This is a genomic window from Bradyrhizobium sp. 139 (assembly GCF_023074175.1).
In the GTDB taxonomy this organism is placed as follows: Bacteria; Pseudomonadota; Alphaproteobacteria; order Rhizobiales; family Xanthobacteraceae; genus Bradyrhizobium.
Genome location: NZ_JADPKS010000096.1, coordinates 1 through 811 on the forward strand (window position 1 = coordinate 1; position 811 = coordinate 811).

1 protein-coding gene is annotated in these 811 nt (G+C 63.6%); it reads left to right on the plus strand.

All coding sequences use genetic code 11. The annotated features are described in order from the left end of the window. Positions 1 to 737: group II intron maturase-specific domain-containing protein (locus IVA80_RS22160; protein ID WP_247435204.1), on the plus strand; the 737-nt coding region annotated here is incomplete at its 5' end. Positions 738 to 811 lie beyond the last annotated feature (74 nt).

Consider the following 811-nt stretch of genomic DNA (forward strand, 5'->3'; position numbering starts at 1 on the left):
TGATCCGGGCGTATCTGAACAGCGGGATCATGAACGATGGCGTGATCCAGACGCGCACGATGGGGACGCCGCAAGGCGGGCCGCTATCGCCGCTGCTGGCCAATGTCCTGCTCGATGAAGTGGACAAGGCGCTGGAACGTCGGGGCCATTGCTTCGTGCGTTACGCCGACGATGCGAACGTTTACGTTCGCAGCCGCCGGGCGGGTGAACGGGTGATGGCGCTACTTCGGCGGCTCTACGGCAAGCTGCACTTGACGGTCAACGAGACCAAAAGTGCGGTGGCCAGTGTGTTTGGTCGCAAGTTCCTCGGCTACAGCTTTTGGGTAGCCCCGGGCGGCATGATCAAGCGCAAGGTCGCCGAAAAGCCGCTGAGGACGTTCAAGCAGCGCATCCGGCAACTGACCGGCCGCAGTGGCGGGCGCAGTATGCAGGATGTGGTGGATCGTCTGCGGCCCTATGTTCGGGGTTGGAAGACGTACTTCCGGCTGGCGCAAACACCACGGGTCTGGCGAGAGCTCGACCAGTGGCTGCGTCACCGGCTGCGCGCCATCCAGCTCAAGCAGTGGAAGCGCGGTACGACCATGTACAGGGAATTGCTGGCAATGGGAGCCAAGCCTAACGTTGTGCGACAGGTGGCGGCCAACAGCCGTCGCTGGTGGCGCAACAGCGGCATGCTCCTCAACGCCGTACTGACCCTGAATTGGTCGGACCGGCTGGGATTGCCCCGTCTCTCATGACCTCAACTTCTCGAACCGCCCGGTGCGGACCCGCATGCCGGGTGGTGTGGCAGGGGAGCGACCCACAAGGTCGC